Origin of the sequence: Ruoffia tabacinasalis, assembly GCF_042652985.1 — a bacterium.
In the GTDB taxonomy this organism is placed as follows: Bacteria; Bacillota; Bacilli; order Lactobacillales; family Aerococcaceae; genus Ruoffia; species Ruoffia tabacinasalis.
In genome coordinates this window covers 45,564-71,709 of sequence record NZ_JBHSHQ010000027.1, presented here as the reverse complement: position 1 = coordinate 71,709, position 26,146 = coordinate 45,564, and the positions used below count along the sequence as shown (strand labels likewise).

Genomic DNA, 26,146 nt, shown 5'->3' with positions numbered 1-26,146 from the left:
AACGTGAGTGATAATCAAGAACAAACACATGAAGAGTTAAATGACCAACTATTAGTTCGTCGTGAAAAAATGACTTCAATGTTAGAATCAGATAGCGTCAACCCATTTGATGCTGGTTTTACAAGAACACACTATTCAGTAGATATCGTAAGTGAATTTGATCACCTTACAAAAGAAGAATTATCAGAAGCTGAAAAAATTAACGTAAAAGTTGCAGGACGTATGGTGTCTAAACGTGGTAAAGGGAAAGCTGGTTTTGCCCATATTCAAGACATGAAAGGCCGTATTCAACTTTATGTACGTAAAGATATGATTGGTGAAGAAAGTTATGATTGGTACAAACAAGCTGACTTAGGAGATATTGTTGGTGTTGAGGGGTATTTATTCAAGACAAATACGGGTGAATTATCCGTTCGTGCAACGTCTTTCACTCCTTTAACAAAAGCATTACGTCCATTACCAGATAAATATCATGGTTTAGCAAATGTTGAACAACGCTACCGTCAACGTTACTTAGACTTAATTAGTAATGATGAGAGTCGCGAACGATTTGTGAACCGATCTAAAATCATCTCAGAAATCCGTCGTTATTTAGATGACAATGACTATATGGAAGTCGAAACACCGGTTTTACATAATATCGCAGGTGGAGCAAATGCCAGACCATTTATTACACACCATAACGCCTTAGATATGGAATTATATTTACGAATCGCTTTAGAATTACATCTAAAACGTCTTGTAGTTGGTGGTTTTGAGAAAGTATACGAGATTGGTCGTGTATTCCGTAATGAAGGTGTGGATACAACACACAACCCTGAATTTACTATGTTAGAAGTGTATACTGCTTATAGTATTTTTACGGATGTCATGGATTTAACAGAATCATTAATTAAGCATGTGGCTAATAAAGTATTAGGCTCTGGTGTATTGGTATATGACGATCAAACGATCGATTTAGAATCAGAATGGCGTCGTATTCATATGGTAGATATTATTAAAGAAATTACTGGCGTTGATTTTTGGCAAGAAATGTCTTATGAAGAAGCAAAAGCTTTAGCTAAAGAACACCATGTAACTGTCAACGACCATGACACAACTGTTGGACATATTATCAACAACTTCTTTGAAGATAAATGTGAAGATACAATTGTTCAACCAACATTTGTATTTGGACATCCAGTAGAGATATCACCATTGGCGCGTAAAAACCAAGAAGATCCAAGATTTACAGATCGTTTCGAATTATTTATCGCGGGCCATGAATATGGGAATGCCTTTACTGAGTTAACTGACCCAGTAGACCAACGTGAGCGTTTTGAAGCTCAAATGGAAGAGAAAGATCAAGGAAACGACGAAGCGCATCCAGTGGATGAAGATTTCTTAGAGTCATTAGAATACGGTATGCCGCCAACAGGTGGGTTAGGAATCGGAATTGACCGTCTAGTTATGCTGTTAACAAACGCGCAATCTATTCGTGATGTATTATTATTCCCAACTTTACGTAACAACTAATAACACCTAGATTATTCGCTTCAAGCATTAAATTTAATTAAATCATCTAACCATGGTAAACTATTTATATAGACGTCAAGGAGGCGATTTAATGGAGTTTAAAAGAGAAGGTAACGCAATTGTATATCGTGACGAAGCAGATAAGTTATTAGCGGAAATTACGTTTCCACCAAGCTCATCAAACGACCAAGTGGTAGTCGCTGATCATACTTTTACAGACCCCGCATTAAGAGGACAAGGGATTGCAGGTAAACTTTTAGATGAATTAGTATCAGAAATGGACAAAGAAGGTAAGAAAATCAAAGCGACTTGTCCATATGTTGTGAGAAAATTCAAAGAAGAACCTGAAAAGTATGACTTTATCAACGCTGATAAATAACATATTTCCGACTATTTGTTTAAAATTAACAATTAGTCGGTTTTTTTTGAAAAAAATGCTCAAGACTATTGACGAAAGTAAATCCTCATGATACTATACCTAAGGTGTTTTAATGACAGATTCCTGGTCAACAGTCGTGCTGACTGCTTTAAAACTCTTATCTTAAGCAACTGAAAAGTTGTTTATTGAATTTTACTATAAAATGACACACTTGGATGTGTGGACTAAGAAAAGAAGACGGGAGGAGGACAATTCATGCCTACAATTAATCAATTAGTTAATAAACCACGTAAGTCTAAAACGACTAAATCGAACTCTCCAGCTTTAAACGTTGGATATAACAGTTATAAACGTACTTCAACAACTACTATGTCACCACAAAAACGTGGTGTATGTACTCGTGTTGGTACTATGACACCTAAAAAACCTAACTCGGCGTTACGTAAATACGCGCGTGTTCGTTTATCAAACTTAATGGAAGTTACAGCATACATTCCAGGAGAAGGACACAACTTACAAGAACATAGTGTTGTGTTAATCCGTGGAGGACGTGTAAAAGACTTACCAGGGGTACGTTACCACATCGTTCGTGGAGCGTTAGATACAGCTGGTGTTACTGAACGTCGTCAAAGCCGTTCTAAATACGGAACAAAAAAACCTAAATAAATATAAAAAATAAAATTAATTCCTTATGAAAGGAGGAGTTTGAATGCCTCGTAAAGGTAATGTAGCAAAACGTGAAGTTTTAGCAGATCCAATTTACAATTCAAAATTAGTTACACGTACAATTAACCGTATCATGGTTGATGGTAAACGTGGAAAAGCTTCTAAAATCTTATACTCAGCTTTCGATATTATTCGTGAAGAAACAGGTCAAGAGCCATTAGAAGTCTTCGAACAAGCAATCGAAAATATTATGCCATTGTTAGAAGTTAAAGCTCGTCGTGTCGGAGGTTCTAACTATCAAGTTCCTATTGAAGTTCGTCCAGAACGTCGTTATACTTTAGCTATCCGTTGGCTAACTCAATACTCACGTTTACGTGGGGAGAAAACAATGGAAACACGTCTTGCACGTGAATTAATGGACGCAGCTAATAATACAGGTGCTTCTGTTAAGAAACGTGAAGACATGCACAAAATGGCTGAAGCCAATAAAGCCTTCGCGCACTTCCGCTGGTAGAAATTGGTTGGCTGTTTTATGCAAGGATTTGCATAGGCGATTGACAATTACTCATTATATATTTGAAAGAGGGGTAAAATAGTATGGCAAAGAGAGAATTTTCTCTTGATAAAACGCGTAACATCGGAATCATGGCCCATATTGATGCAGGGAAAACGACAACTACTGAGCGTATCCTTTACTATACAGGACGTATACACAAAATTGGTGAAACTCATGATGGTGGATCACAAATGGACTGGATGGAGCAAGAACAAGAGCGTGGTATTACAATTACATCTGCAGCTACAACTGCACAATGGAATGACCACCGCGTAAACATTATTGATACTCCAGGTCACGTGGACTTTACCGTAGAGGTAGAACGTTCATTACGTGTACTTGATGGTGCAGTAACTGTATTAGATGCTCAATCAGGTGTAGAACCTCAAACTGAAACAGTTTGGCGTCAAGCTACAACTTACGGTGTTCCTCGTATTGTATATATCAATAAGATGGATAAACTTGGTGCTGATTTCTTAAACGCGACTGAAACACTTCACGACCGTTTAGATGCAAATGCTCACCCTGTTCAATTACCAATTGGTGCAGAAGATGACTTTGACGGGATCATCGACTTAATTGACATGAAAGCATACCACTATCATGATGATTTAGGTGAAGACGTTGAAGAAATTGAAATCCCTGAAGACATGAAAGAATTAGCTGACACATGGCGTACAAACTTAATTGAAGCTATCGCTGATTTAGATGAAGATATTATGATGTCTTACCTAGAAGGTGAAGAAATCGATGTTGCAACTCTTAAAGCGGCAATCCGTAAAGCGACAGTTGCGGTTGAGTTCTACCCAGTTTATGTTGGTTCTTCATTCAAGAACAAAGGGGTACAATTATTACTAGATGGTGTTGTTGATTTCTTACCATCACCACTAGAAGTACCACCAATTGTCGGTACTATTCCAGGAACAGAAGATACTTTAGAACATCATGCTGATGATTCAGAAGACTTTGCTGCTTTAGCATTCAAAGTTATGACTGACCCATTTGTAGGACGTCTAACATTCTTCCGTGTATATTCTGGTACATTAGCTGCCGGTTCATACGTTCTAAATGCGACTAAAGACAGCCGTGAACGTGTTGGTCGTATCTTACAAATGCACGCTAACTCACGTGAAGAAATCCCAGAAGTATTCTCAGGAGATATCGCTGCTGCGGTAGGACTTAAAAATACAACAACTGGTGATACTTTATGTGCTGAGAATGCGCCAGTGATTCTTGAATCAATGGAATTCCCAGAGCCAGTTATTAACGTTGCAATTGAACCTGAGTCAAAAGCTGACCAAGACAAAATGTCTGCAGCTCTTGCTAAGTTAGCTGAAGAAGATCCAACTTTCCGTGCGACAACTGATCACGAAACTGGACAAACAATCATCGCTGGTATGGGTGAGTTACACTTAGATATCATCGTTGACCGTCTAAAACGTGAATTTAAAGTTTCTGCAAGTGTTGGTGCACCACAAGTTTCATACCGTGAAACTTTCCGTACAGCTACAAAAGCAGAAGGTAAATTCGTTCGTCAATCAGGTGGTAAAGGACAATTCGGACACGTTTGGATTGAATTCTCACCTAACGAAGAAGGTGCCGGATACGAATTTGAGGATGCAATTGTTGGTGGGGTAGTTCCTCGTGAATACATCCCAGCAGTAGATGCAGGACTTAAAGACGCAATGGAAAACGGTGTATTAGCAGGATTTGAATTAATCGACGTTAAAGCTAAGCTTTACGATGGTTCTTACCATGATGTCGATTCTTCTGAGACTGCCTTCAAAGTTGCTGCTTCATTAGCATTACGTGAAGCTGCTAAGAAAGCTGATCCAGCAATCTTAGAACCAATGATGTTAGTAGAAGTTACAGTTCCTGAAGAATACTTAGGTGATGTAATGGGACACGTGAACTCAAGACGTGGACGCATCGAAGGTACAACTGCTCGTGGTAACGCACAAATCGTTCGAGGATTCATTCCTTTAGCAGAAATGTTCGGTTACGCGACAACATTACGTTCATCTACTCAAGGTCGTGGTACATTTACAATGCAATTCGACCACTATGAAGCTGTTCCAAAATCAATTCAAGAAGAAATCATCGAGAAACATAGCGGTAGATAATCTGCTTTATAACTAAGCAGAAAGCTTGCTATAAACGTGAATATGTGGAGGTAAATGGTTGAATTTACCTTCCTTTCACGGTATAATCATTTTGATAGATTAGGAAATAATCTATAATAGGTTACATATATTTTAGGAGGATTAAATAATGGGAAAAGAAAAATTTGAACGTACGAAACCCCATGTTAATATTGGGACTTTAGGTCACGTTGACCACGGTAAAACAACTACTTCTGCTGCAATCGCAACAGTTTTAGCTAAAAATGGTTTTGGTGAAGCTCAAGATTATGCTTCAATCGATAACGCACCTGAAGAAAAAGAACGTGGAATCACAATCAATACTTCACATATTGAGTATGAAACTGCTAACCGTCACTACGCACATATCGATGCGCCAGGACACGCGGACTACGTTAAAAACATGATCACTGGTGCTGCTCAAATGGACGGTGCTATCTTAGTAGTATCTGCTGCTGACGGACCAATGCCACAAACTCGTGAGCATATCTTATTATCACGTCAAGTTGGTGTGCCTCACTTCGTAGTATACTTAAACAAAGCTGATATGGTTGATGATGAAGAGTTATTAGAACTTGTTGAATTAGAAGTTCGTGACTTATTATCAGAATATGATTACCCAGGAGACGATGTTCCTGTAATCGTTGGTTCTTCATTAAAAGCTTTAGAAGGCGACGCTGAAAACGAAGCTAAAATCTTAGAATTAATGGAAGCTGTAGATACATTCATTCCAGAACCAGCTCGTGAAATCGACAAACCATTCATGATGCCAGTTGAGGATGTATTCTCAATTACTGGTCGTGGTACAGTTGCTACTGGTCGTGTAGAACGTGGACAAGTTAAAGTAGGTGACGAAGTTGAAATCGTTGGTATCAAAGATACTCAAAAAACTACTGTAACTGGTGTTGAGATGTTCCGTAAAATGTTAGATTACGCTGAAGCGGGAGATAACATTGGTGCATTATTACGTGGTGTTACACGTGATGACATCGAACGTGGACAAGTTTTAGCTCAACCAGGTTCAATTACACCACATACTAAATTCTCTGCTGAGATTTATGTATTATCTAAAGAAGAGGGTGGACGTCATACTCCATTCTTCGATAACTACCGCCCACAATTCTACTTTACTACAACTGACGTTACAGGAATCATCGAATTACCAGAAGGAACTGAAATGGTAATGCCTGGTGACAACGTAACTATCTCTGTAGAATTAATTCACCCAATCGCTATGGAAGATGGAACTCGTTTCTCTATCCGTGAAGGTGGACGTACTGTTGGTGCCGGAACTGTTACTTCAATCGAACAATAATTCCAAACCACAATTAAACACCCCTTATGGGGTGTTTTTTTATACAGATTTTTAAATTCATTAGATTTCAATTAAAAATATTAGTGTTATAATAAAATATATTTCAAGAAACGAGGTTGAATTATGATTATAATGAACAGAAATACAAGTCCAATTTCACCGATTAAAAAAGAATATATGGATGAAGTATATAATAGAACAGTATTTCAAGATTATCCGGATGTTGAATTAGGACAATTGAAAGCTATTTACGCTAAAGATAATAATTTAAATGTAGATGAAATTGAATTGGCTAGTGGTGCAGATGAGTGGATCCAGAAAACCTTTATCACTTTAGGTCAAAAAGGTATTATGACAATCACTCCAGATTTCTTTATGTATAAAGATTATGCTGAGCAACTACAATTACCTTTTTATGAGGTAGAGAGCGAAGCGGATTATTCATTTGATTTTGACAAGATAGTTAAAGCAATTTATAAGAAAAAACCGTCTTTATTCATACTATCTAATCCTCATAATCCAACGGGATTAATGTTCAAAGAAGATGAATTACAAGCAATTACGGATGCGATGGAAGCAATGCATGGATATTTTGTCATCGACGAAGCATATATTGAATTCGGTAAAGAATACGCACGCCCAGATGGTGGGCATGTATTAATTATTCGTACTTTAAGTAAAATATACGGATTAGCTGGCTTAAGAATTGGAATTATTATTGCCAAAGGGGAGACTTACGATAAAGTTACTCGAATTAATCACCCTTATCCTTTAGATCACGTAGGGATGAATTTAGCGAGTATCTTTCTAGAAGATAAAGCATGGGTCAAGGAATACGCCAATTATCAACTAGAGTCTCGTGGTATGCTAGTTGAAGCCTTTAAGCAAGTAAATCAAGTAATGAGTGTGAATGATAGTTACACCAATTTTGTATTCACCTATGGAGAAAGAGCATTGAGTTTAGGTCGCTTTCTAGAAGAGAATGGTTTTTCGGGCCGATTTTATGAAGAAGATAACTTAAAAGAGACAGTCCGTTACTCGATTATTAAACACGAAGATTATCCTAGATTAAATGGACTTATTGAAGAATGGCTAAAAATTTAATCCATAAAAAAATAATATAAGCACATAAAACAGGTCTAGTGGTGGATATTCAGAAATAATATGCATAAATCCTTGCAATTAAAATGATTAAAGTATATTATAATTATATTAGAAAATGATTAAAGGAAAGAGAGAGCTATGCATAACTTACAAAATAATAACATTATTATTATTATTAAGACCAGGACTTGAACCTTAGATTAAAAATCTAACGTATTCCAGTCCTATTCGTGTAAGCTATGAATGGGTCTTGAGTAATAGTCATCCATTCATTGAATGGATGACTATTTTTTTGTTTAATCAGGAAAGAAGTGATGAGCCATAAACAATGACATTTCAGATATTATAAACATTACATTTTTTACAATCCCTTATCATTCAAACAATACAGGAGGAATATTATGAATTTCAAAAAATTAGGTTTAAGTCTTTTAGCCGGTGTCACTTTATTTGCCTCATCATCAAACTTATCAGCCTTAGCACAAGAAGAAAACGAGACAGTAAAAATTGGAGCTAACATGGAAACATCTGGCTACTCAGCATCTTATGGGCAAGCTATGTACGAAGCTATACAATTAGCTGTTGAAGAAGTAAACAATGAAGGTGGGCTTTTAGATGGCCGTGAAGTAGAAATCATTCATTATGACAATAAATCAGATAAGACCGAAACAGCTTCAGTTGCTACTCGCCTGGTTGAAGAAGGGGCAGTAGCTCTAATTGGACCGGGTGCAACAGATTTAGTATTAGCACAAAATCCCGTAGCAGAACAATCTGAAGTTCCAGCGGTCATTCCAGCAGCAACAGCAGATGATTTAACTATGGATGATGACGGGAATGTATTAGATTGGGTATTCCGTCTTGCGTTCTCATACACTTACCAGGCGAACGCTGCAGCTCGATTTGCAACGGATGAACTAGGTGCACAAAAAGCAGTTGTCCTAGTAGACCAGTCAAATGATTACTCTGTAGGACAAGCAGAACCATTCATTAAAGAATGGGAAGCGTTAGGTAATGAAGTTGTATTGGAAGAATCTTATACGAGTGGTGATACAGATTTCTCAGCTGTCCTAACGACTTTAATGGCGACTGAATTCGATGTTATTTATTTACCAGCCTTTTATACTGAAGGAGGCTTAATTACTAAACAAGCTAGAGAGATGGGTCTAACTCAACCAATCTTAAGTGGACACGGATTTGCAAGTGATGCCTATGTAGAGTTAGCAGGTGCAAGCAATGCAACAGATGTATACTTTACGTCAAACTTTTACACAGGAACTGAAGAAGAAGCAGGTAAAGCATTCGTAGAAGCTTATGAAGCAAAATTTGGGAAAACGCCAGACACTTTCGGAGCACTTGGATATGATGGAGCAAAATTATTATTTCAAGCGATCGAAGATGCAGGATCTACTGACCGAACAGCAGTGAGAGATGCTATCGAAAATATGGAAACCTTCACGGGTGGAGTTACTGGGGAGTTTTATATTGATGAAGAACATAACGCCGTTAAACCAGCACCAATGTTACATTTAGTTGATGGAGAAGTTGCAGAAATTTATGAAGTTGACGGAAGTTCTAATGAATAATTAGCATAATATATAATTAGCCTCTACAATGACAAAGTTTGTCACTCTGTAGAGGCTTTTCTTTTTAGTGCATATAAGCAATATTTATGAAAATGAAATTATGATAATAATATCATATATTAACTTAATTTTATGCTCATATTAGATTTTTATTCTTAATGGTTTCTGATATAATGTATAAATGAATATATCACCCCCGTGTAAGTTGCACTCTGGTGGTGGTTTTATTTATCGTTATGAACTAAATTGTGAATATGATTTTTAATATCACTCAGTTTGTAATATGATTCTAATCGAAATTCGATCACAAGAATTTCGATATAATATTCCGTCATAAATTATGATGTAATTAATAAGGAGGAAAAAAATCGTGGCAAAGTATATCTTGAAACGCGTTGGACACAGTCTATTGTCATTATTTGTCATTGTAACTGTTACTTTTTTTCTAATGCGTTTAGCACCAGGTAACCCTTTTGCAGCTGAACAGCAAGTGGTTACACCACAAATTCAAGAGCAATTGAATGAAGCCTACGGACTAAATGATCCATGGTATGAGCAATACTTTACTTATGTAAAAAATGTTGCAACACTCGATTTTGGAGAATCGATGAAATATCGAGGGCGCTCAACGAATGATATGATCGCAGAAAGTTTCCCTGTATCTGTGACACTGGGAGCAGCTTCACTGTTATTTGCGATTGGCTTTGGTGTATTATTAGGCGTTCTTTCGGCAATGTATCACAATAAAGCAGGTGATTATATTGCGACAATCGTTGCCGTATTAGGAATTTCAATTCCATCATTCGTTCTAGCTGGACTCATGCAATATCAGTTAGGGCTTCAATTAGGTTGGTTCCCAATCAGTGGTTGGAAAACGAACATGCATGTTATATTACCAACGCTCGCACTTGGGTTAGGGTATATGGGGAATATAGCCAAGATGACCCGGTCAAGTTTATTAGAACAAAACACATCAGAGTACGTGAAATTAGCAAAAGCCAAAGGGCTGAAAAAATGGGGAGTGGTATTTAAACACTCACTGAAAAACGCCTTGCTACCAGTCGTAACTTATTTAGGACCATTAACTGCAGGTATATTGACGGGGAGTTTCGTTATTGAAAATATCTTCGCAATTCCTGGATTAGGACGTCACTTCGTCCAAAGTATTAATAACCGTGATTATACTTTAATTATGGGTATTACAGTGTTCTTTGCGATTGTATTATTAGTAGCGGTATTAATCGTTGATATTTTATATGTATTCTTAGATCCACGTATTCAATTGGAAGGAGATGACAACTAATTATGACTGAAGAACAAGTGCTTTCACAAAAGAATTTTGAAATCGTTGGTGGACGCGAAGAAGATACGGACGTCTTAAGTGAGAAGTCGATCTCTTTCTGGGGCGAGGTTATGCGTGCCTTTATTCGTAACAAACTAGCAATTGTTGGTATAGTTATCTTAGCTATTATCGCAATTATGGCTATATTTGTACCAATTTTGTCACCATATGATTATGCTGAGCAAACAGGGGTATATAACTCTCCGCCGACAGCAGATTTTTGGTTTGGTACTGATAATCTTGGACGTGATGTATTCGTACGTTCATGGGTAGGGGCAAGAATTTCTCTACTTATTGGTATCTCTGCTGCAATTATTAACTTAGTTGTAGGAGTTGTTTACGGAAGTGTTTCTGGATTAATCGGTGGTCGCGTTGATAATATTATGATGCGTATCTGTGATATCTTAAACTCTGTTCCAGAACTATTAATCATTATTTTATTACTAGTTGTATTACAACAAGGTTTAGTACCAATGATTATTGCATTGTCACTAACTGGTTGGATTCGTATGGCTCGTATCGTGCGTGCGGAAGTTATGTCGTTGAAAGCTCAAGAGTATGTTCTAGCATCTAGAACACTTGGGGCATCAGCGTCTCACTTAATTCGCCGACACTTAATTCCAAACGCAATGGGATCAATTATTGTAACAATGACGTTACAAATTCCTGCTGCAATTTTTAACGAGTCTTTCTTAAGTTATATTGGTCTGGGTGTTACACCACCTTTAGCAAGTTGGGGTACTATGGCTTCAGAAGGTAACGAAGCGATCCTAACAGCACCATGGAGACTATTATTCCCTGCATTATTAATTTCAATTACTATCTTTGGATTTAATGCTGTCGGTGATGGTTTACGTGATGCGCTTGACCCTAAATTACGGAAGTAAGGTGATATAAATGACAGATAATTTATTAGAAGTTAAAGATTTGCATATCTCTTTCAAAACGTATGCTGGTAAAGTACACGCGGTTCGTGGGGTTAACTTTGAACTGAAAAAAGGTGAAACATTAGCCATAGTTGGTGAATCTGGTTCAGGTAAAAGTGTGACAAGTAACGCAATTATGCGTTTAGTTCCACAACCACCAGGAATATATGACCAAGGAGAAATTATATTTGACGGTAAGAATATTTTAGATTTAAGTGAAGATGAAGTCACACAAATTCGTGGGAATGATATCGCGATGATCTTCCAAGATCCAATGACTGCTTTAAACCCAACAATCAAAATTGGGCATCAAATTACTGAAGTATTTAATATTCACCGTAAAGATATTAGTAAAGCTGAAGCGAAAAAACGCGCGATTGAATTACTAACATTAGTTGGAATTCCGTATCCGGAAGAACGCTTTGAACAATATCCACATGAATTCTCAGGTGGTATGAGACAACGTGTTGTTATTGCGATTGCTTTAGCAGCTGAGCCTAAATTACTTATTGCGGATGAGCCGACAACTGCCTTAGACGTAACTATTCAAGCTCAAATTTTAGAATTAATGAAAGAAATTCAACAAACAACAGATACAGCCATCATCTTTATTACCCATGACTTAGGGGTAGTTGCGAACGTTGCTGATAAAGTGGCTGTAATGTATGCAGGTCAAATCGTTGAATATGGTTCTGCTAATGAGATTTATTATAATCCAAAACATCCATATACATGGGGCTTACTAGGTTCGATGCCGGACTTAGATAGTAATAATGAAGAGGATTTATATACAATTCCAGGAGCGCCACCAAACTTAATTGATCCGCCTAAAGGGGATGCGTTTGCACCGCGTAATCAATTCGCTTTAGCAATTGATTATGAACAAGAACCACCTTTATTTAAAGTGAATGACGAACATTATGTTAAGTCTTGGTTAATGCACGAAGATGCACCACATATTCCGGTTCCTGATATCATTCAGAATCGTATCGATCGTTATACATCACAATCGAAAGGAGATGCATAATTGATGGAGAGAAAAAAATTACTAGAAGTTAAAAACTTAAAGCAATATTTTGGTAAGAAAAAGAATCCAGTTAAAGCAGTAGACGGCATTTCTTTCGATATCTATGAAGGTGAAGTATTAGGTCTTGTAGGTGAATCAGGAAGTGGTAAGTCAACAACTGGCCGTTCAATTATTGGTTTATACAATATTACAGATGGAGAAATCTATTACGATGGTAAACTCATTAGTGGAGATAATTCTCACGATGAAGCGAAAGAATTAGCAACAAACATTCAAATGATTTTCCAAGATCCATATGCTTCATTAAATCCGCGTATGACGGTTGGGGAAATTATTAGTGAAGGTTTCGATATTCATGGATTATATAAAAATAGCCAAGAACGTTTAGACCGTATCTCTGAATTGCTAACATCTGTAGGATTGAATGCTGAACATGCGGGACGTTATGCACATGAGTTCTCTGGTGGACAAAGACAGCGTATCGGGATTGCCCGTGCTCTAGCTTTAGAGCCTAAATTCATTATTGCTGATGAGCCAATTTCAGCCCTTGATGTTTCAATTCAAGCACAAGTTGTTAACTTGATGAAGCAATTCCAACGTGAACAAGGATTAACTTACTTATTCATCGCCCATGACTTATCAATGGTTAAATACATCTCAGATCGTATTGCCGTTATGTATCGTGGTAAAATCGTTGAATTAGGTAACGCTGATGAGATTTATAATAATCCAGTACATCCTTATACGAAGTCATTGTTATCAGCAGTACCAAAACCAGATCCAATCAGTGAAAGTAAGCGTCAACGTGTTGCTTACTCTCATGAAGAAGTTCTTGAAGAAGAATTAGCAACACACGAAGTTGGACCTGAACACTATGTATATGCTGCTAAGACAGATGTAGATAGATGGGTTGGACAACAAACAACAATTTAATCAAGCTTTCTAAACACAGGCATCTTATTGGTGCTTGTGTTTTTTTATTAGTAAAATGTAAGTTTTATTAAATTAAAAAGGCCCACTTCAAGCTATTTTAATTATATTCTAATATAAGTGTTGACTTTCACTTTGCAAGTTGATAGAATAATTTCAAGTTAATAAATAAGTCAAAGAATAAGAGAGTAAATTACTTCGAGGTAACAGCGAGATAGGACAGAGTGGAAGCCTATTTATCTAAGAGTAGTTGAACCGCACTTATGAGACAAGTTAGTGAATGTATAGCTAGCTTCGCTGTCTGAGCGTTAACAAAAAGAGTGAATAAACCCTATATGGCCGTATAGGGGAGTTAACTAGAGTGGTACCGCGGAATAAACCCCGTCTCTATCGTTGTATTTGTACAGCGATAGAGACGGGGTTTTTTTAATACCATCAAAGCGTAGTCAAAGATTTATTAATTAATAAAACAAACATAGGAGCAAATCAAAATGAAAAAAATAAGTAAAATAATTTTAGCTTTTGTTGTAGGGATGTTTTTAACTTCTGCGGTAAATATTAAGGCAGCGACGTTAGAAGAAATCAAAGAAAAAGGTCAATTAGTTGTAGGTATGAATGCAGAGTATCCACCATTTGAATGGGTGGAAGTGGTTGATGGTGAAGCCGTTGTCGTTGGTATTGATGCCTCTCTAGCTCAAATGATTGCCGATGAGATTGGGGTCGAGTTAGTGATTGATAACCGGGCATTCGATTCGTTAATCCCAACATTGAATACGAATAAAATAGATTTAATTATTTCTGGAATGTCGAATACAGAAGAACGTGCCAAAGTCGTTGATTTCTCAGTGTCATATTATGAACCAGTAAGTCAGTTTGCTGTTGCGAGTGATCAAGTGGATAACTTTAACTCCTTAGAAGATTTTAACGGAAAAAGAGTTGGCGCTCTGCTAACGTCAACACAAGAAATTTTTTTAAAGGAAAATATGCCTGAAATCGAATTAGTATCTATGGGTAAAAACGGCGATTTAATTGAGGGGCTAAAAGCCAAAAAGGTAGATGCCATCTTCATGTCAGACTTAACGCTTCAACAATACTTAACAAATTACGGCGATGTAGTTTCAGTTGTTGAAGGCATTGACATTGATAATGAACTTCTAGGAACATCTGTCGCGATGACAAAAGGAAATACGACTTTACTAGAAGTTGTAGACAAAGTAATTACAGAAGCGAAAGAAAATGGCGATTTAGATAAAGTATTTGAAGAAAATATCGAAAAAGCAAGTAAAGCTCAAGAACAGTAATAGAGGAGAAAACAATGGCACTTGAAAATTTAAAAGATTTAGAACAATACACAGATGACTTACTTGAACGTAGACGCTTTTTACATCAACATCCTGAAACATCGTTCAATGAATTTAAAACGGTGGAATACATTGAAGGCTTTCTACAATCATTAAATCATGTTGAAATTATTAAACCTACTCAAACAAGTGTCATTGGCGTATTCAAATCGAAGCAGGCGGGTAGTCGAATCGGTTTACGGGCGGATATTGATGCCCTCCCAATTCAAGAAGAATTAACAAATTTAGACTTTTGTTCGATGAACGACGGTGTGATGCATGCGTGTGGTCATGATGGCCACACAGCTATGTTAATGACAGCATGTCAGTGGTTAGATGATCATTACGACACATTAGAGGGTGAGATATATTGTATCTTTCAACATGCAGAAGAATTACCGCCAGGTGGCGCGAGCCAAATTATGGCAACGGGTGTTTTAGATGATTTGGATTTTATCTATGGGCAACATGTCTTACCAGAGATTGAAGTTGGAACGGTAGACATTAAAACCGGTCCCGTCACAACTAACTCGGATGGTTATAAAGTAACTTTGTATGGTTTAGGTGGACATGCATCGACCCCATCAAAAGCGATCAACCCGATTAACTTGGCAAGTAAACTCATTCAAGCATTCAATGAGATTCCGTCGCAACATATTGATGCACAACAATCTGCTGTTGTGTCAAATACATATATTAAGGCGGGGAATAGTATTTCCTTAAATATCATTCCAGATACTTTGGAGTTTGGAGGAAATATTCGATCCTTTGATGCAGATGTTCCAAAACGTATCGAAGAGAGTATGAAGCAAATATTAGAAGGAATCTGTGGCGCTTATGGTGTCGGCTATAAGTTTATTTATGAAGTAGGTGCTCGTTCGGTGTATAACGATGACGTCAAGACAACGCTATTACAAGAGATTGTCGGAAATTCTTTAGACGTTAACGTCATTGAAAGAAAACCTGATATGTTCGGTGAAGATTTTTCCGTCTATAGTCAAGTCATTCCAGCAACCTTTGCGATGATTGGCAGTCATAATCATACGAAAGAAACGCAATATCCACTTCATCATCCTAAATTTAATATCGATGAAGGTGTATTAATAGTTGGTTTAAAGATGCTACTTACAGTTGCAATAGAATATAACAAAAAAATAACAAACATGAAATTAGAAGGAGAATTAGTATGAGTAAAGATAAAATTGTATTAGCTTATTCAGGTGGTTTGGACACGTCGATTACAATTCCATGGTTAAAGGAAAATTATGATGCGGACATCATTGCAGTCTGTGTTGATGTAGGTCAAAAAGAAGATTGGGAAGCTGTAGAGAAAAAAGCTATCGCTTCGGGGGCAAGTAAGTTCTACAATCCGCATGTGGCAGATGTTTTAGCTGAAGAATACATTTATCCAGCAATTTCAAGTAACTTGAAATACCAAGGGACTTACTTACTAGGAACTGCGTTGGCTCGTCCATTAATTGCCAAAGAATTGGTCGCTGTTGCCCATAAAGAAGGTGCTACTGCAATTTGTCATGGCTGTACTGGTAAAGGGAATGATCAAGTTCGTTTTGAAACAGGTATCGCAGCCTTCGATCCAGAGATGAAGATTGTTGCACCTTGGCGTATTTGGGATATTAAATCCCGTGAAGACGCACTTAAATATGCTGAATTAAAAGGTGTGCCTGTGACATCAACGATTGAGAAAATCTATTCAGAAGATGAAAACTTAATGCATATTAGTCACGAAGGCGGAGACATCGAAAGTCCTAAGAACGCGGTCGATTACTCAAGCATCCTAAACATAACTAATGCTTTAGAAAATACACCGGATGAAGCTGAGATTGTTGAAATCACTTTTGAACAAGGGAAAGCGACGGCTGTGAATGGGGAAGAATTGAAACCTCATGAAGTATTAGAAACTTTAAATGCGATTGCTGGGAAACACGGGATTGGTGTCCTTGATTGGATTGAAGACAGAACGATTGGAATGAAATCCAGAGGGATTTATGAAACGCCAGGAGCGACTCTATTAATGGAAGCTCATGAACGTCTGGAAAGTTTAACGCTGACAAAAGAAACGATTAAATTGAAACAACACTTGGCCGTTGAATTTGCTGAATTAATCTACAATGGACAGTGGTATTCAATGGCAAGTGATTCGATATTAGCCTTTATGAATCATACGCAAAAGACTGTGACGGGTGATGTTAAACTGAAATTATACAAAGGGAATATGTTACCACACGGATTGAAGAGTGAATTCGCACTATTTGACGAAGATGTTTCAGGCTTTGGTGAAGATGATTTATTCGATCACCATGATGCAGAAGGATATATTAATGTCATTACGTTACCGACTAAGATTCAAAAGAAACTAGGACTTCTCTAAATATTATTCAGAAAAGGAAGAGGATATATGGCACTTTGGAGTAATGAATACCATCAGGAAATGTCGAATTCGGCCTACGAGTTTAATCAATCAATTGTAATTGATATTCGATTATTTGATGCAGATTTACGCGGAAGTATGGCACATGCCCAGATGTTAGGCAAACAACACATCATTGAACCTGACGAGGCGAAGCAATTAGTTGCGGAGCTGTCATCAATGCGCGAAGAATACGCAAATCAAACACTTCAGATTGATTTAAATGAAGAAGACATACATAGTTTTATCGAAGCGGAATTAACACGAAGACTAGGTGATATCGGCAAGAAAATACATACCGGTAGAAGCCGTAATGATCAAGTGGCTACGGCAATGAAAATATATGCCTTAGATGAAGTTGAATGGATGATAGATGCCTTAGAAAAAGTCATGCTTGCCTTCACAGATGAAGCGCAAGAGCATCTTGAGACGATTATGCCAAGTTACACACACTTACAGCGGGCGCAACCAATAACCTATGGACATTATCTCATGGCCTATGTTGAGATGTTCCACCGAGACTATGGACGGATTAAAGATGCTGCGAAGCGAATTAAAGAGACAATGCCTCTAGGTGCCGGTGCCTTAGCAACAACAACTTTTCCTTTAGATCGATCGTATACAACGGAGTTGTTAGGTTTTAGTAATTATTCAAATAATAGTTTAGACGCAGTATCGGACCGAGATTATAGTTTGGAATTATTATCGGCATTTTCTATATTAAGCATGCACTTAAGTCGATATAGTGAGGAAGTGATTATTTGGACTTCACAAGAGTTTAAGTTTCTGTCCTTAAAAGACACATTCTCGACGGGTTCATCGATTATGCCTCAGAAAAAGAACGCGGATATTCATGAACTATTTAGAGGGAAATCCGGGCGTGTTTTCGGTGATTTAATGGGCGTGTTAACTGTTATGAAAGGAATACCTTTAGCATACAATAAAGATATTCAAGAGGAGAAGGAGCGTTTATTCGATGCGATTGATACTGTGAAGATGATGCTCTCATTACTCCCTTCAATGATTGACGAAACGATTGCTAATAAGGAAGTAATGTACAAAGCAGCGAGTACAGGCTTCATTAATGCAACGGATTGTGCAGATTACTTAACGGCTAAAGGTTTGCCGTTTCGTGACGCTTACCAAGTAACAGGTAATATTATTCAGTACTGTGAAGAAACAAATCAAACCTTAGAAACTTTGAGTCTGGCAGAGTATAAAGAAGAGCATGCTTTATTCGAAGAAGATATTTATGATGCGATCGATTTAACAGCTTGTGTTAAACGCCGACAAGTGGATGGTGGACCTGCCCCTGAGAAAGTACAGGAGCATATTGATAAGATTAGAAGCTTACTTATTTAAAAATTATATAATTGCTTAAAGCTTAAAACATGAGTATATCAGCCATTAAAACGCTTAATAATTAAAAAAAAATGACAAAGCCCCTTGTTAAACTCTCATATATACTGTATATTATTAGATATAAATTAAAAGGAGGAACATTAATGAAAAAGTTCTTACGAGTACTTACATTAGTTAGTTTATTTTTATTAAGTGTAGCGCCGTTAGCACAAACAACTGCATCTGCGCAAGATGCTGCAACACTTAACTTATCCCTAGGAGCAGAACCACCTACATTAGACCCTGCTTTAGCAACAGATTCAACATCAGGATCAATCATCCGTAACGTTTTTGAAGGATTAACACACAATAACCATGGTGAAATTGAACCAGGTGTTGCTGAATCATGGGAAGAGAGTGAAGATGGCCTTACTTGGACATTCACTTTACGACAAGATTCAACTTGGTCAAATGGAGACCCAGTTACTGCTAATGATTTCGAGTTTTCATGGAAACGAGCTTTAAACCCTGAAACTGCATCTCAATATGCTTCTATTCTTTACCCAATTGCTGGTGCTGAAGAATTTAACTCAGGTGAAGGCGAAGAAGACGCTGTAGGAGTTACTGCTGTAGATGACTACACATTAGAAGTAACATTAAACAACCCTACACCATACTTCTTAGAATTAACTTCATTCTACACTTACATGCCAGTTCATCAAGCAACAGTTGAAGCCGACTCTACTGGTTGGGCTGCTGAAGCTGGTGAAACATATGTAACTAACGGTGCGTTCAACTTAGATACATGGAACCACAACAGTGACTTAGTATTAGCTAAAAACGCTGAATATTGGGACGCTGATAACGTTGCTTTAGAAACAGTTAACATCCAAATTATCGAGCAAGAATCAACAGCTAACGCTGAATTCCAAGCTGGTAACTTAGATTACTTAGGTACTCCTTACGGAACCGTTTCTCTAGACTCAATCGACATGTACCGTGCTAATGAAGAACTAAACACAGTTCCTTACGCAGCAATCTACTGGTACAAATTAAATACGACAGATGAATTAATGCAAAACGTTAACTTACGTAAAGCATTATCATTAGCAATTGACCGTCAAGGTTTAATTGATAACGTAATTAAAGGTGGACAATTACCTGCATTAGGTGTTGTACCTCCAACAATCGAAGGATTCGAAGAAGACCGTGGCTACATGCAAGATGCAGCATTCGACGAAGCTAATGAATACTTAGCATTAGCTATGGAAGAATTAGGAATTTCAGATCCTAGTGAAATTACTGTTAACATCTCAATTAACGACAGTGAAGCTCACTCAACCATTGCACAATTTATTCAATCTGGATGGGCTACAAACTTAGGAATTAACGCTGAGATTGACTCAACAGAATGGCAAGTATACTTAGACCGTCTAAACGTTCTTGATTACCAAGTAGGACGTATGGGATGGATCGCTGACTACAACGACGCTATTTCATTCTTAGACATGTACCGTACTGCCGAAACTGGTAACAACGATACTGGTTGGGAAAATGAAGAGTACAAAAACTTAATTGATGAGTCTGCTGCAGAAGAAGATCCAGCTGCTCGTACTCAAATGTTATTAGATGCTGAAGCGATTTTCATGGAAGAAATGCCAGTAATCCCAGTATACTACTACACAAGTAACTACGTTATCCAAGATCACGTACAAAACTTAGAGCCAGATGCTTTAGGAAACGTAAGCTTGAAAGACGTAACACTTTCTGCTGAATAATTCACAGATAAATTAACGACTAGGTTAACCTAGAAATTAAATAATACCGCTACAAACAATTGTGCTGTTTGTAGCGGTATTTTTGTGTTTGATATCAACATTATAAAAAATTTAGGATATTTAATATTATTGAAGAGTAATCGTATTAAAAAGTTAGAGAATCTATATCAGATGCCATAAGTACTTCACCATTAAACTCTGCTTTAGCTTCGTCTTTCATATTAGAAAAATTACCATCAGAAGGCAAATGTGTCAAAATTAGCGTCTTAACTCGAGCTTTTTGAGCCAACTTACCTGCTTCAGAAGCGCTCATATGTCCCGTGCCAGTGGAATGGATACTGCCTTCAAAGTTTGTTGCTTCACATAGAAATAGATCAGCGTCTTTAGCAAAATCTATTAATGGTTCAAAGTAAGCAGTATCAGCCGAAAACACAAATATCTTTCCCTCGTAAGTCACTTTTATGGCGTAGCATGGGATTGTATGAGAAACAGAAAGAAACTCGACAGTCGCTCCAATCAGTGAGTAATCGAAGTTTTCTTCAATGACTTCAAGTTGAGCTTCATTAGCTTGAATAGCTTTCCACATGACGTCAGGTTTATTCGGTGCCAAAGTATATAAAGGCTCCTCAACCCATTTGTTCCTTAATGCTCTGTTGAAGCCATATTGTAAGATGCCATAATCAGCGATGTGATCAAAATGTAAATGAGTCAACAATACGGCATCAATCTCATAGAATTTGATTAGTGTAGATAAGCGACTCATTATTCCGCTACCACAATCAATTAATAAAGTTCCTTTTGATGTATGTAATAAATAACCAGTCGTTGCACCACCTTCTTCTGGTGTTCCGCCCCAAAAACCTAAAATATCTAACTTCAATTTGACACCTCTTTTTCAATGATTTTAATCTAATCATAACCCATACTTTTTTGGAAACAATACAATTTACTTAATCTTTACATAAAAAATACAAAGAATTTACAATGCATTGGTATACTTGTTTCTGGACGATAAATGATTTGGCTAAAAAATAAATGAGTTCATTCGCCATGTTGGAGGAGAAGACAATCAAACAGATTTTGATTTCTAATGATGATGGAGTAAATGCTGAGGGTATAAAAGTAATTGCAAAAGTGATGCAAGCATACGGTCATGTTACAGTTGTAGCACCAGATCGTGAACGTAGTGGTCATAGTCATTCGATTACGACTAAATTACCACTTCGAGCTTCAAAGCTTTCAGAAGAAAGTAATTTAAGTGTCTACAGTCTAGATGGGACGCCAGTAGATTGTATTAAATGGGCACTGGAACGCTTATATTCTGACTCATATCCTGACATTGTCATTTCAGGCATTAATAAAGGGGCGAATGTTGGTCAAGATATTTTCTATTCCGGAACCATTGGTGCTGCAAGAGAAGCTAGCTTGTATGGCATTCCTGCAATATCAATTTCGGCTGGAAGGGATAAGAATGAAAAGGTAGATTTTGCTTGGATTGAAGCATCAATCGAAGCTCTTATGCCAAAATTTTTGAATATCGATATACCACAAAACCACATATTAAATGTAAATATACCATCCGTTTTACCATCAGAGGTTAAAGGAGTCAAAGTTGTTGAGATGGATATAGCTCATAAAAGATTTGATTTTAAAGATTATGCAGATACCAAAGGTCATCCTGTTTACTGGATGAATAGTCTTTATCAGACAAGTACGGGTAGTACTCAATCAGATCATTTTTACGTCAAAGAAGGTTATGTTACTGTGTCGCCAATTAATGTTTCAGCAAGTGCACGAGAGATGCTTAGTCAGTTGAACGAAATTTTCAATACTATGGAGGAATAATCAATGAAAAAATTTATGAAAAAATTTGCATTAACGTCTTTACTATTTAGTTCTTTATTTTCAGGAAGCGCAGCTGCCTTAGCTCAAGAAACTAATGAAGATTTATCAGGAGAAATTGAATTCTATACATCACAACCTGATGTAGATGCTGAGCAATTAGTAGAAGCGTACAATGAATTATATCCTAATGTAACGGTAAATATCTTCCGTTCAGGAACTGAAGAAGTTGTAAGTAAAATCAATGCTGAGAATACAGCAGGTGAAGTTTTAGCAGACGTTATCTTATTAGCAGATGCTGTAACTTTTGAATCATTTAAAGAACAAGATATGTTATTAGAATATGTTTCACCAGAAGCAGAAAATATCGATGAAGAATTTGTAGATACTGATGGATTTTATACTGGGACTAAAATTATGACTACTGGTATTGTTTACAATACAGATAATGTAGAAGAAGCACCTACATCTTGGAGTGCATTAACGGATGAAGCTAATGCTGAACAAGTTGTTATGCCAAGCCCATTATATTCTGGCGCTGCTGCATATAACTTAGGAGTATTAACACGTTCTGAAGGATTTGGCTGGGAATTCTATGAAGGATTACAAGCAAATAGTCCAATGATTACAGAAGGTAACGGCGCAGTTATTGAAAACGTTGCGTCAGGACAAAGAAGTTATGGAATGATTGTTGACTATTTAGCAACACGTGCTGTAGCTGATGGATCTCCAGTTGAATTTGTTTACCCTGAAGAAGGTGTTCCTGTTATTACTGAACCAGTTGGGATTATGAGCGCGACTCAAGAGGAAGAAATTGCTCAAACATTCGTTGACTTTATCCTATCTGAAGAAGGGCAAGTGTTACAATCAGAGTTAGGTTATGCGCCAATTCGTTCAGGGGTAGAAGCACCAGAAGGATTAAGAACAGCAGAAGAGTTGGATACTGTATTATCAGCGGACATGAATAAATTATTCCAAAACCGTGATGCAGATAAACAACAATTTGATGAATTATTTGCTGAGTAAGAGAGTGGATTAATTTGAATTCAAATATGAATCAAAAACCTAACCAGAGGAAATCGCCTTTTAGTGCGCTTTCCTCTGTTAGTTTCCAAAGTAAATTATTAATTGTCATATTCTCTATAGTTGTTGTCACATTTTTTATATTGCCCATTGTACGTTTAGCCTTTATGAGCTTCATAGGGGAAGAAGGGCTGACACTATCTTTTTACCAAGATATATTGTCATCAAAACGAACATGGACGGTATTGCGTAATACACTCATCATGATTGTAGGATCAGTAACGATTGCCACAGTTTTAGGTGTCGTCTTTGCTTGGATTATGGCGTATACAGATATTCGTTTTAAAAAAGTGATTCAATTACTTATTCTCCTTCCATTTATTATACCGTCTTATGTCCTTTCTTTAGCGTGGGTCCAGTTCTTTGGGTTTAACGGGATGGTTCAACGGTTCTTTGGTCTTTTTATGGAGGAAGGCTTGTCTTGGAATTTATACAGTATGTCGGGAATTATCGTTGTCATGGGAATTACAACTTTTCCACTGGTGTATCTGTTCACTGTAAACACATTCCGACAAATACCGAGAGAGAATGAATCTGCAGCTCAAATTTCAGGTGCAAGTAAATGGCAGACGTTTAAACGTATCACTATTCCAATGGCTTTACCTGGTATTGCGGGTGGAATGTTTATTGCGTTCTTAGGCAGTCTTGATAACTTTGGTATTCCTGCATTTTTAGGAACACCAGCGAACATTACAGTACTGACGACTTATATTTACCAACAAGTGATTGGATTCGGTGTCACTGCATTTAATCGTGCTGCCGTTCTATCCGTGATACTTGGTGTGATTGCTTTAATTGGTATCGGTTTACAATGGCTTCTGTTAAGAAACTCACGGAGATTAGAAACAGCTAAAATTGATTACGAACCCCGAGTATATTTAGGAAAAAAACGGATGTTAGTAGAGGGTATTATTTTTGTGTTTTTTGCCATTACAACGATACTGCCGTTAATATCTATGATTTTAACACCATTATTACGTGCTTATGGGTTGGATTTCACTCTAGAAAACTTAACTTGGGAGAACTATGAATACATTCTATCAAGTCGGTCAACGACCGATGCCATTTGGGTGAGTTTACGATTAGCTTTCGTAACTGCGATAGCAACAATTATTATTGGTACAGCTATAGCGTATTATCGCGTTCGAAAAGCCACACCATTGTCTAGAGGTCTAGAAACGGTCATTACATTACCCTATGCTTTACCCGGAACAGTATTTGCTTTATCTATGATTTTTGCATGGATGGAGCCAATTCCAGGATGGAATCCAGGGATATATGGATCCATTAGTATATTATATATTGCATACATTACGCGATTTCTAGTTTTACAGGTACGTAGTGGTATAACTGCATTTCAACAAATTGATCCGTCCGTTGAAGAAGCAGCACGAATTGGCGGAAATAATGGTTGGGGTAAATGGCGTAAGATAATACTTCCTTTAATAACTCCGACTGTTATTGGAGGGTCTCTCTTAGTTTTTCTAAGTGCCTTGACTGAGCTTACCGTTTCTTCCTTATTATATTCATCAGATTCTGAAACGATAGGCGTATCGATATTGAGCTTTCAACAATCTGGTTATACATTATACTCAACTGCATTTTCTAGTTTAATCGTGATATTAATTGTAGTTGGATACGGATTGTTGTCTTTATATCAAAGAATTTGGAACAGAAAGGTAGTAAAGAGTAAATGAGCACAATATTAAAAGATGTAAATAAATTATTTGGAAATTTCCAAGCTTTATATGATATTAATTTAACGATTCGAGAAGGTGAATTTTTAGCTATTCTTGGACCGTCTGGATGCGGAAAGACAACACTCTTAAGAATGTTAGCTGGGTTCGAGACAACCTCTGGTGGAACAATCGAAATTAATGATCAAATTGTAGCTAATCATAACAAATCAATTCCACCTGAAAAAAGAAATGTGAGTATGGTTTTTCAAGGATTTGCTTTGTGGCCACACATGACAGTCAGTGAACATATAAAGTTTCCGCTCCAATACGATCAGTTTGCTAGTAAAGAACTAAAAGAAAATAGTTCTAGAAGAGTAGATGAAGTCTTGGATATTATTGACTTGAAAGACAAAGGGAATAATTATCCTCATGCACTTTCTGGTGGTCAGAAGCAACGCGTTTCATTAGGTCGTGCTATTGCTACACAGCCAAAGCTTTTATTAATGGATGAACCGCTAAGTGCCTTGGATGCAGAACTTAGAATTGAGATGCGCCGTGAAATCCAAAGACTTCATCAATTAACTGAAGCATCTATTGTATATGTAACGCATGACCAAGGAGAAGCATTGGCAATGGCAGACCGAATTGTTATTATGAATCAAGGACGAATTGAACAAGTAGGTACGCCTGAGGAGATATACTACCATCCTGAAACTGAATTTGTTGCGACATTCGTAAGTAAGGCAAACTTATTTAAAGGTGAATGGAAAGATAACCAATTCAAGGTTCAGGGTAGTGATGTAACTTGGTCAGATGTCGGTATGACAGAAGTATTGAAAGCTAAGAATATCTATGCGTTAAGACCAGAACAAATTCGTATTAGTAAAAATATAGAAAATCAACTAACAGGTGAAATTCTGACAAGACAATTTCAAGGGAAAGAATATCATTATTCGGTCAATATTAATGGTAAAGTAGTCATAATTCAAAGACCAATTACAGATATATTTGAAGTTGGAGATAGGGTTGGAATTGAGCCAGTTGAATAATTAGCAAGTAAGTTAACAATTCATCACTAATGAATTAACACAAAATTTACATAAAATTGATAGCGGTTGATTGGTGATTGGTATATAATGTTAACGTTATAAAAAAAGGGAGGAATTATCTT

At 37.1% G+C, this 26,146-nt stretch carries 22 protein-coding genes and 1 other annotated feature; of the genes, 21 read left to right on the top strand and 1 reads right to left on the bottom strand.

Going from position 1 to position 26,146, the window contains the following annotated elements:
- The first annotated feature begins 69 nt into the window (after positions 1-69).
- The 17 genes from lysS to ACFO5Y_RS03965 all read left to right on the top strand — a co-directional run bounded on the left by lysS (position 70) and on the right by ACFO5Y_RS03965 (position 20,371).
- Positions 70-1,515 carry a lysine--tRNA ligase gene (gene lysS / locus ACFO5Y_RS04045; RefSeq protein ID WP_231606817.1) on the top strand — a complete coding sequence of 482 codons (1,446 nt, stop codon included), beginning with the start codon at positions 70-72 and terminating at the stop codon, positions 1,513-1,515.
- A gap of 91 nt (positions 1,516-1,606) precedes the next feature.
- On the top strand, positions 1,607-1,894 hold the full coding sequence (locus ACFO5Y_RS04040) for a GNAT family N-acetyltransferase (protein WP_197103620.1): 288 nt from the start codon (positions 1,607-1,609) through the stop codon (positions 1,892-1,894).
- A 255-nt stretch (positions 1,895-2,149) separates the two neighbouring features.
- Positions 2,150-2,560 (top strand): 30S ribosomal protein S12, encoded by a 411-nt coding sequence (gene rpsL / locus ACFO5Y_RS04035; RefSeq protein ID WP_197103618.1) that lies wholly within the window; start codon positions 2,150-2,152, stop codon positions 2,558-2,560.
- A 43-nt stretch (positions 2,561-2,603) separates the two neighbouring features.
- Positions 2,604-3,074, top strand: a complete 471-nt coding sequence (gene rpsG / locus ACFO5Y_RS04030; protein ID WP_138405197.1) for a 30S ribosomal protein S7 — start codon at positions 2,604-2,606, stop codon at positions 3,072-3,074.
- A gap of 83 nt (positions 3,075-3,157) precedes the next feature.
- The gene (fusA, locus tag ACFO5Y_RS04025; RefSeq protein ID WP_197103616.1) at positions 3,158-5,239 is read left to right on the top strand and encodes an elongation factor G; all 2,082 of its coding nucleotides are present in this window, start codon (positions 3,158-3,160) and stop codon (positions 5,237-5,239) included.
- A 148-nt stretch (positions 5,240-5,387) separates the two neighbouring features.
- Positions 5,388-6,572 (top strand): elongation factor Tu, encoded by a 1,185-nt coding sequence (tuf, locus tag ACFO5Y_RS04020; RefSeq protein ID WP_197103614.1) that lies wholly within the window; start codon positions 5,388-5,390, stop codon positions 6,570-6,572.
- A 123-nt stretch (positions 6,573-6,695) separates the two neighbouring features.
- Positions 6,696-7,676, top strand: coding sequence for an aminotransferase class I/II-fold pyridoxal phosphate-dependent enzyme (locus ACFO5Y_RS04015; protein ID WP_197103612.1), 981 nt, complete (start codon positions 6,696-6,698; stop codon positions 7,674-7,676).
- Positions 7,677-8,077: 401 nt separating this feature from the next.
- The gene (locus tag ACFO5Y_RS04010; RefSeq protein ID WP_197103610.1) at positions 8,078-9,259 is read left to right on the top strand and encodes an ABC transporter substrate-binding protein; all 1,182 of its coding nucleotides are present in this window, start codon (positions 8,078-8,080) and stop codon (positions 9,257-9,259) included.
- A gap of 370 nt (positions 9,260-9,629) precedes the next feature.
- Complete coding sequence (locus tag ACFO5Y_RS04005) at positions 9,630-10,562, top strand: ABC transporter permease (protein ID WP_197103608.1); 933 nt, start codon at positions 9,630-9,632, stop codon at positions 10,560-10,562.
- Between the two features lie 2 nt (positions 10,563-10,564).
- Positions 10,565-11,488 (top strand): ABC transporter permease, encoded by a 924-nt coding sequence (locus ACFO5Y_RS04000; protein WP_197103607.1) that lies wholly within the window; start codon positions 10,565-10,567, stop codon positions 11,486-11,488.
- Between the two features lie 10 nt (positions 11,489-11,498).
- The gene (locus tag ACFO5Y_RS03995) at positions 11,499-12,554 is read left to right on the top strand and encodes an ABC transporter ATP-binding protein (protein ID WP_197103605.1); all 1,056 of its coding nucleotides are present in this window, start codon (positions 11,499-11,501) and stop codon (positions 12,552-12,554) included.
- Positions 12,555-12,557: 3 nt separating this feature from the next.
- Positions 12,558-13,487: an ABC transporter ATP-binding protein gene (locus ACFO5Y_RS03990; protein ID WP_197103723.1), complete on the top strand. Its 930-nt coding sequence runs from the start codon at positions 12,558-12,560 to the stop codon at positions 13,485-13,487.
- A 164-nt stretch (positions 13,488-13,651) separates the two neighbouring features.
- Positions 13,652-13,876 (top strand) — a binding site (T-box leader).
- 99 nt (positions 13,877-13,975) lie between these two features.
- Positions 13,976-14,785: a transporter substrate-binding domain-containing protein gene (locus tag ACFO5Y_RS03985; RefSeq protein ID WP_197103603.1), complete on the top strand. Its 810-nt coding sequence runs from the start codon at positions 13,976-13,978 to the stop codon at positions 14,783-14,785.
- A 14-nt stretch (positions 14,786-14,799) separates the two neighbouring features.
- Positions 14,800-16,014 carry a M20 metallopeptidase family protein gene (locus tag ACFO5Y_RS03980; protein ID WP_197103601.1) on the top strand — a complete coding sequence of 405 codons (1,215 nt, stop codon included), beginning with the start codon at positions 14,800-14,802 and terminating at the stop codon, positions 16,012-16,014.
- The gene (locus ACFO5Y_RS03975) at positions 16,011-17,213 is read left to right on the top strand and encodes an argininosuccinate synthase (RefSeq protein ID WP_197103599.1); all 1,203 of its coding nucleotides are present in this window, start codon (positions 16,011-16,013) and stop codon (positions 17,211-17,213) included. The genes ACFO5Y_RS03980 and ACFO5Y_RS03975 overlap by 4 nt, the downstream gene beginning before the upstream one ends.
- Positions 17,214-17,240: 27 nt before the next feature.
- Complete coding sequence (argH, locus tag ACFO5Y_RS03970) at positions 17,241-18,614, top strand: argininosuccinate lyase (protein WP_197103597.1); 1,374 nt, start codon at positions 17,241-17,243, stop codon at positions 18,612-18,614.
- 143 nt (positions 18,615-18,757) lie between these two features.
- On the top strand, positions 18,758-20,371 hold the full coding sequence (locus ACFO5Y_RS03965) for a peptide ABC transporter substrate-binding protein (protein ID WP_197103595.1): 1,614 nt from the start codon (positions 18,758-18,760) through the stop codon (positions 20,369-20,371).
- 145 nt (positions 20,372-20,516) lie between these two features.
- Here the strand turns inward: ACFO5Y_RS03965 and ACFO5Y_RS03960 are convergent, their stop codons facing one another.
- Complete coding sequence (locus ACFO5Y_RS03960) at positions 20,517-21,251, bottom strand: MBL fold metallo-hydrolase (RefSeq protein ID WP_197103593.1); 735 nt, start codon at positions 21,249-21,251, stop codon at positions 20,517-20,519.
- Positions 21,252-21,406: 155 nt separating this feature from the next.
- On the opposite strand from ACFO5Y_RS03960, the gene surE reads away from it, so the two are divergent.
- From surE to ACFO5Y_RS03940, 4 genes are all read left to right on the top strand, one after another.
- Positions 21,407-22,216 (top strand): 5'/3'-nucleotidase SurE, encoded by an 810-nt coding sequence (surE, locus tag ACFO5Y_RS03955; RefSeq protein WP_197103591.1) that lies wholly within the window; start codon positions 21,407-21,409, stop codon positions 22,214-22,216.
- A 3-nt stretch (positions 22,217-22,219) separates the two neighbouring features.
- Positions 22,220-23,239: an ABC transporter substrate-binding protein gene (locus ACFO5Y_RS03950; RefSeq protein ID WP_231606811.1), complete on the top strand. Its 1,020-nt coding sequence runs from the start codon at positions 22,220-22,222 to the stop codon at positions 23,237-23,239.
- 164 nt (positions 23,240-23,403) lie between these two features.
- The gene (locus ACFO5Y_RS03945; protein WP_231606810.1) at positions 23,404-24,993 is read left to right on the top strand and encodes an ABC transporter permease; all 1,590 of its coding nucleotides are present in this window, start codon (positions 23,404-23,406) and stop codon (positions 24,991-24,993) included.
- Positions 24,990-26,024: an ABC transporter ATP-binding protein gene (locus tag ACFO5Y_RS03940; protein WP_197103589.1), complete on the top strand. Its 1,035-nt coding sequence runs from the start codon at positions 24,990-24,992 to the stop codon at positions 26,022-26,024. Before ACFO5Y_RS03945 ends, ACFO5Y_RS03940 begins: the two co-directional genes overlap by 4 nt.
- Positions 26,025-26,146: the final 122 nt, after the last annotated feature.